The organism is Larkinella soli (assembly GCF_003703975.1).
Lineage (GTDB): Bacteria > Bacteroidota > Bacteroidia > Cytophagales > Spirosomataceae > Larkinella > Larkinella soli.
This window is the reverse complement of sequence record NZ_QTJY01000042.1, coordinates 1-6,167: the sequence shown is the minus strand read 5'-3', so window position 1 is coordinate 6,167 and position 6,167 is coordinate 1. Positions and strand designations below refer to the sequence as shown.

7 protein-coding genes are annotated in these 6,167 nt (G+C 48.9%); all 7 read left to right on the top strand.

Annotated elements, in window-relative coordinates:
- A partial coding sequence (locus tag DX909_RS29215) for a YceI family protein (RefSeq protein WP_164851455.1) occupies positions 1-322 on the top strand: 322 nt, incomplete at its 5' end.
- A gap of 223 nt (positions 323-545) precedes the next feature.
- On the top strand, positions 546-1,013 hold the full coding sequence (locus DX909_RS29210) for a VOC family protein (protein ID WP_128548853.1): 468 nt from the start codon (positions 546-548) through the stop codon (positions 1,011-1,013).
- Positions 1,014-1,015: 2 nt separating this feature from the next.
- Positions 1,016-1,531 (top strand): hypothetical protein, encoded by a 516-nt coding sequence (locus tag DX909_RS29205; protein WP_128548852.1) that lies wholly within the window; start codon positions 1,016-1,018, stop codon positions 1,529-1,531.
- Between the two features lie 239 nt (positions 1,532-1,770).
- A complete protein-coding gene (locus tag DX909_RS29200) occupies positions 1,771-2,499 on the top strand; it encodes a helix-turn-helix transcriptional regulator (RefSeq protein ID WP_128548850.1) in 729 nt (242 codons plus the stop codon).
- A 322-nt stretch (positions 2,500-2,821) separates the two neighbouring features.
- Complete coding sequence (locus DX909_RS29195; protein WP_128548848.1) at positions 2,822-3,631, top strand: SAM-dependent methyltransferase; 810 nt, start codon at positions 2,822-2,824, stop codon at positions 3,629-3,631.
- A 558-nt stretch (positions 3,632-4,189) separates the two neighbouring features.
- Entirely contained in the window at positions 4,190-4,567 is a 378-nt protein-coding gene (locus DX909_RS29190; RefSeq protein WP_128548847.1) for a DoxX family protein, read from the top strand.
- 201 nt (positions 4,568-4,768) lie between these two features.
- Positions 4,769-6,167 (top strand): M12 family metallopeptidase (locus tag DX909_RS29185; protein WP_128548845.1); only part of this gene is annotated, 1,399 nt, incomplete at its 3' end.

Genomic DNA, 6,167 nt, shown 5'->3' with positions numbered 1-6,167 from the left:
TGCCGGTCTGGAGGTGGCGGGGAAACTGGACAGCCGGGAAGTCGATGTTCGCTTTGATCCGGATAACCTGCCCAACAGTTCGATCCGGGCGACGGCCGAGGTGGCTTCGATCCAGACGGGCATCGACATCCGGAACCGCCACCTTCAGCGGAGCGAATACCTGGACGCCACCCATCATCCCTATATTCAGGTTCGTTCGACGTCTTTCCGGAAGGCAGGAAAGAACCGGTATATCGGTCGGTTTGACCTGACTATCAAAGCGATTACCAAAGAAGTAATGATTCCTTTTTCGTGGACCCTCCTCCCGAGTGCGACTTGGTAACAAGTCGCTTTTACCCTGAACCGGCTGGACTTTGGAATAGGAGAAAGTAGCCTAATTCTTGACCGCAACGTCACCGTTTCTATCCGGTTACAGGTCTTGGGAAGGTAGGGTAACCGCTTAGGCTCCAGCTAAACCCGCCGGCATCTACTGATACCCAAGCTGATAACTCTGTAATGCTCATAATTCGTATAAAATGTCTACAAGCCTCTTTGTAACCCACATCATGGTATCGTCCCTGAATGCCTCGATGCAATACTATGAAACAGTCCTTGGTCTTGAACTGGCGCGGCTAGATACCCAGTCGCGCCGGGCACATTACTGGTTGGCCAGACAAGGAAAGGCCATGCTGACTCTATGGGAAATGCCGGTAAGACAGATCAACCCACAGCATTTCGCCTTCTATGGTTCAGTAGACTGGGTTACTCAGCTATCGGCTCAGTTTGGACAGGATTGTGCCTCGTTTCCTTATGATTTACTGAAGGAAACGATGAGAGGACCTATGGTATTTGGCTGGATGCCTGCTGTAGCGATCTGTTTTTGTGACCCTGATGGCCATGAATTAGAATTTATAGCCCTTCTGCCTGACCCGCCTTGCCCCGAGCTAGGCGTTATTCCGTATGCGGAGTGGAATCAACAAAGCCCGCAAAACTTGGATCAACCATCTTCTCACCAATCAATTATCGCAAAATAACCATGATTCCCGTCGTACCTAATCCTGTTCGAAAGCAGGACGTCGCCAGCGTGTTGGCAACCAATCTTTTTGTAGCCTTTACTTTTTTTAGTTATGGCGCTGCCATGATGGATTATTTTCTGGTATATCCTTCGCGGGCTATTGTCGGTGCCGACGAGTTTGTGATCTATCATGCTCTGCTCGAAGACCGTATTTTACCCATAAGTGTAGTTCCATTTGCCCTGATGACTATTTTGAACCTGCTGTTGCTTTGGAATCGTCCAACGGACGTTCCCAAGGTGCTAATCTGGTTATCATTGATTTGCCCTGTTACTGGACTGGGCTTCTTCAATTCTAGTGCAGATTCCAATGAACCTGCAGCTGAACGAAGGAAAGGACATGGAATTGATTCAAAAGGTTATGGACACAAACTATGGCCGTATTTTTCTGGAATCCGCTCAGGCCCTGGTGGCCTTCCTAATCCCGAATCAACGAACGAAAATTTCGCATTAAATGGTGTCCCGCAGGAAGGGCTTTGAGATCATGACCCTTTAAATTCGGAGTGTATTAAGTCCGTCTAAAATGATTAAGGTTTAGGATGAGTTTAAAGAGGTAGGTACATCTAAATAAATTCAGTCTTCTCAAAGGCAATCAACCAATTCAGGTAGTTTTACGTAATAAGGTGATTCAAATTATGCCGATTTTTGTCACCAACTAGGAGTACGTACATGAAAACCGGATGGGCTCCTTTATAATTTCTTTAACCTAGGGCAACGCTATGATCACCTTACTATCGGGGCTTCCTTCTCCAACTCAAGCCACCTCTTCTTTATTAAGCCAGGAATTGAGTGTGCTGGACCAGTTTTTTCCGGGATGGGTACTGGCCATCTTTGAAAACGAGGGATGGGAAACGCCACGCTTTCTGAGTCGAAAGGCCGCCGAATTTTGGGGAATGCCGGAAGAGGAACTAGCCCGAAAAACCTGCCATGACATGGAAGCCATGATTCATCCCGACGATTTGGAGGGCTATCTTCTTTGTAAGCGCCGGATGATAGAGCTTCAAAAAAAACTGAGGCCTACAGAAGCCTTGCACTACCGCTTTGCCATTCAATTTCGGCTCCGCTCCCAGCGACATCAGCCGTACCGCCATGTTTACGGGGAGGTATTAACCTATCTCGACAGCCATAACCGGACAGCTCAGGCAATGATGTACCGGGATGCTTCGGCCGACCGGGTGTCCGACCGCGTGCAGCTCTCCTGGTTCCGCACGCAGGGACTGGGCTACCAAAAAGTGGGTAGCTACATTCCAGCCGCAGCCGACCAGGAATTGACCCTACGCGAAGAGGAGATCATGCATTTAATTAAAGATGGCTTCAGTAGCAAGGAGATAGCTGACCGGCTCAGCATTAGCCTGAACACGGTCAAGAATCACCGCAAGAATCTATTGAGGAAGACCCAATCCCGTAATATGGCAGATCTCGTGTATACCGTCGCCCGAGGAGCTTAACCTGAAGTTGAGGCTTTGGCGTCGAATATCCTTAATAAGATCAATAGGCTTCAGCCCTATCCACCAGCCACCGTAATAGCGCTGCTCCGGTCCAACATAACTGATAAGGTAGCGAAAGAATAGGAGACTGGGGCAGGGCTTCTAGTATTCAAGTCCCTTTGACTAGGTGGCCACTGCGGGGCGGCATGTCTTTCGTTGGATAACGGGCCATGGCCTTTTAGTGTTGGTTGGTTTCACGACTCATCTTTGATTTATCGGAAATACCTCTTTTGATGTGCAAAGGGACCTTTATTGTTAGTTAAAAACGATTGGTAATATTTCTATGAAGGACTTGTTGGCCACCCCCGAGTTTCCACGTTCTTCCACCTATCATCCAAAGTGGATCAAGGCCAGTGTTAGTGGAGGGGCCAATCCATTGTGGCTAACAGAATGGTTGGCCCAAGCTTTGGACCTGCGTCCGGGAATGCGGGTATTGGATCTGGGCTGTGGACGGGCGATGTCTTCCATCTTCCTTCACCGGGAGTTCGGCCTTCAAGTTTGGGCGGTGGACTTGTGGTGTTCGGTTTCGGAAAACCTCCAGCGGATACGGGACGCTGGGGTGGAGCAAGGGGTTTTCCCCCTTCATGCCAATGCGCGTGCTTTGCCATTTGCCGCTGACTTTTTCGATGCCATTGTGAGCATTGATTCCTTTTTTTATTATGGTACGGATGACTTATACTTAAATGATTTGGCTCGATTTGTCAAACCTGGAGGACAAATCGGAATAGCCGGCGCTGGCCTGATGCAGGAACTTTCCGATCATGTCCCTGAACATCTGCGAAATTGGTGGACGCCGGACGTCTGGTGCCTACACTCCGCCTCATGGTGGCAGAAACATTGGGAGCGGACCGGTATTATGGATATAGAAGTGGCCGATTCTCTTAATGAAGGCTGGCGTTTTTGGCATAAATGGCAATTAGCCATAAACCCAGGTAACAAAGCGGAGATAGAAGCCTTGGAAGCAGATGCTGGCCGGTATCTTGGGTATAATCGCTTGGTAGGTCGGAAACGGGAGGGGATACATTTAACAGAACCCATTCTGTCAGTGCCAACTCGATATACAAAAACACCACTTTTGCGAAAGCAGAATTAAGCTGCTTGTATCTTCCCATAAGCAGAAGACACGCTTAGCCTGCTAACCCATTATTACAGTTTTATTGTAATCTTGAGACCTGCTGCCGGTATTCCCATCTTAATTGGATAATTAACTAATCCTATTTAGTTTTGGTAGGTTCTGCCAAGTTCATCGGTTGAAATAATCAGACAATTTATATCCTTTAAAGTGGTTGTGGTTTGAAATTGGAAGCATTCCTTTAGAAAGGATTTGAAATAAAGCTGAGCTTGCCACAGTTTGAGGCTGACCAAGTTGATAGGCAGTTTCAATAGGGCAAGGTCGTAGCCAGCTCTTTATCTACAGGAAATAAGTACATGTTTCATCTCCTGGTAGATTAGACAATGGGCGTTACCCATAAACTCCGGGCAAAAGAACACAAATTAGCCCCAAAGGGCTATTTCCCTGCCCACAAGGCCCTCCTACCTTTGTTACTCAGAATCCGCCTGCCTACATGGCGCTAGGGTTGAAGCGAATGGACAACCAAGAGTTTTGCCTGTTGTGGGTTGTCGCCTTCCTGTCTATGAATAACATCCGTTTATGAACCATCTTAAGATCACCTACTGGACCACAACCATTATGCTGGCCCTGTTGTCTGTGGCATCTGCCTTTGGCTATCTGACCCAGACGCCCATGCAGCAGAGCTTTCTGCATCTGGGTTTTCCGTCCTACTTCCGCGTGGAACTGGCCCTGGCTAAACTTGTGGGGGCGGTTGCGCTACTGGCCCCAGTTGGAGGCCGCTATAAGGAGTGGGCCTACTCCGGTTTTGCCATTACCTACCTCTCGGCCTTCATTGCTCACCGTAGCGTGGCCGACCCCTTGGTCAGCAGCCTCTTCCCGCTGCTAGCCCTCGGGTTGCTGGTGGTCTCGTATCAGACTTATCACCGGCGGCTGAGGGTTCGCCCGCTTGGGCTGTAGGTGCCCCCACAGCGGGCCATGTTCTCTCTCCCGTCAGGATAGAAATCAAGTTTAAGCTACGTATAGTTGTATACGTTAGCTACCAATGTGATCAATAAGCTCTTTTTTTACTGATTATTTCTCTCCTAGAAACCCAGCCGATAACCGGCTGGCCGGGGCCTTACGGGCCCTCATTTATAAATCAATTAACAAACCATAGTTATGAAAACCAAGCAACTGCCCTTGTGGGCAATGGGTCTATTTGTGACCGCTTCTGTACTCATTGCCTGTGAAAAGGACCTCGACAAAACGATTCCTGGCCCCCCAACGGCCACTGCTCGTCCTGACTCAGGCTCGGATGGGCTTTTTGATGCCGTTGCGCGCATGAAAGGAATTGCCAAAAAAGGAACCTTTCAAGGCCGGTCTATTACCTACATGGATTACAATGGATTGCCTATCTATCAGGGTGACATTATGCTAAGCAAGGAAGACTTAGCCCCATTAGAAACTAACCAAAACAACCCCAACGCCCGCGTTAAAGGAGCCGGATTTGCCGGTGACGCCCGTCGCTGGAAAAATGGGGTTATTCCTTATGTAATAGACCCCGAGTCCAATTTGGACAAGGTAACTATTGAAACTGCCATGGAACGTTGGGAGGCAAAAACACCGATCCGGTTTGTGCCTCGTACGAATGAGTTTGATTGCATCCGGTTTGTGAAGAAAACGCACAATAGCTCGTCGGTGGGCCGCGTTGGAGGCCAGCAGGATATCAACCTTCTTAATGACAAAAATTTGGGCGTTGTCGTCCATGAAATTGGTCATGCCATAGGTCTGGAACACGAACATACCCGCCAAGACCGTGATAATTTCGTTACCTTTTATAAAGAAAACTTAATAGATTCGAAACTGGCAGAGCAGTTTGACATAGAAAGTACAACATTTGATCATGGTACTTTTGATTTTAACTCCGTTATGCTCTATAGTTCCACCGACTTTGGTAAAATTAACCCTCAAACCGGTGAGAAGCTGGCTGTACTCAGAAAGAAGGATGGATCAACTTTTGAAGGTCATACAAACCGCCAACATCCCTCGTTCGGCGATGAAGAAACGGTCCGGGCCATGTATTCCTATATTTATTTGGTAAGGAAAAATGTTTTGCATGCGTTGACTACGGAAGGTCTCGAAACTAATCTGGGAAGTGGCTGGCAAGGAGCGGCTCAGACCCTGGCTGAGGACGGCCGCTATATATGGGGCATACAGGGCGGTAGGCTCTGGAAAACCGACCGGCTGAATGGACATTATCAGCAGGTCGGCAACGGCAGCGGCAACTGGGTTGGGGCAGTGGGAGTCACGGGTAAAGACCCCCAGGGTAACCTCTACGCCCAGCAGGGCGACCATCTCTGGAAGATTGATAAGTATGGTGTCCACCGGGCCCTTGGGAGTGGTGGCTGGAAGGGTACTAAGGCTTTGTATTACCTCAACGGCGCACTCTATGTGATCTGGCAAAACCCCAACCTCAATACGCCCCCGATTCTCTATAAGGTCAACACCACCACGGGGGCTTATAGCCGGCTGGGAACAGCCACCTATAGCAGTTTTCAGGCCATGACCGCACTGAGTC

Bases quoted from the DNA above. Each gene is read 5' to 3' on its own strand.
- DX909_RS29200 (WP_128548850.1), top strand. From the start codon at position 1,771: ATGATCACCTTACTATCGGGGCTTCCTTCTCCAACTCAAGCCACCTCT.
- DX909_RS29210 (WP_128548853.1), top strand. From the start codon at position 546: ATGGTATCGTCCCTGAATGCCTCGATGCAATACTATGAAACAGTCCTT.
- DX909_RS29205 (WP_128548852.1), top strand. From the start codon at position 1,016: ATGATTCCCGTCGTACCTAATCCTGTTCGAAAGCAGGACGTCGCCAGC.
- DX909_RS29195 (WP_128548848.1), top strand. From the start codon at position 2,822: ATGAAGGACTTGTTGGCCACCCCCGAGTTTCCACGTTCTTCCACCTAT.
- DX909_RS29190 (WP_128548847.1), top strand. From the start codon at position 4,190: ATGAACCATCTTAAGATCACCTACTGGACCACAACCATTATGCTGGCC.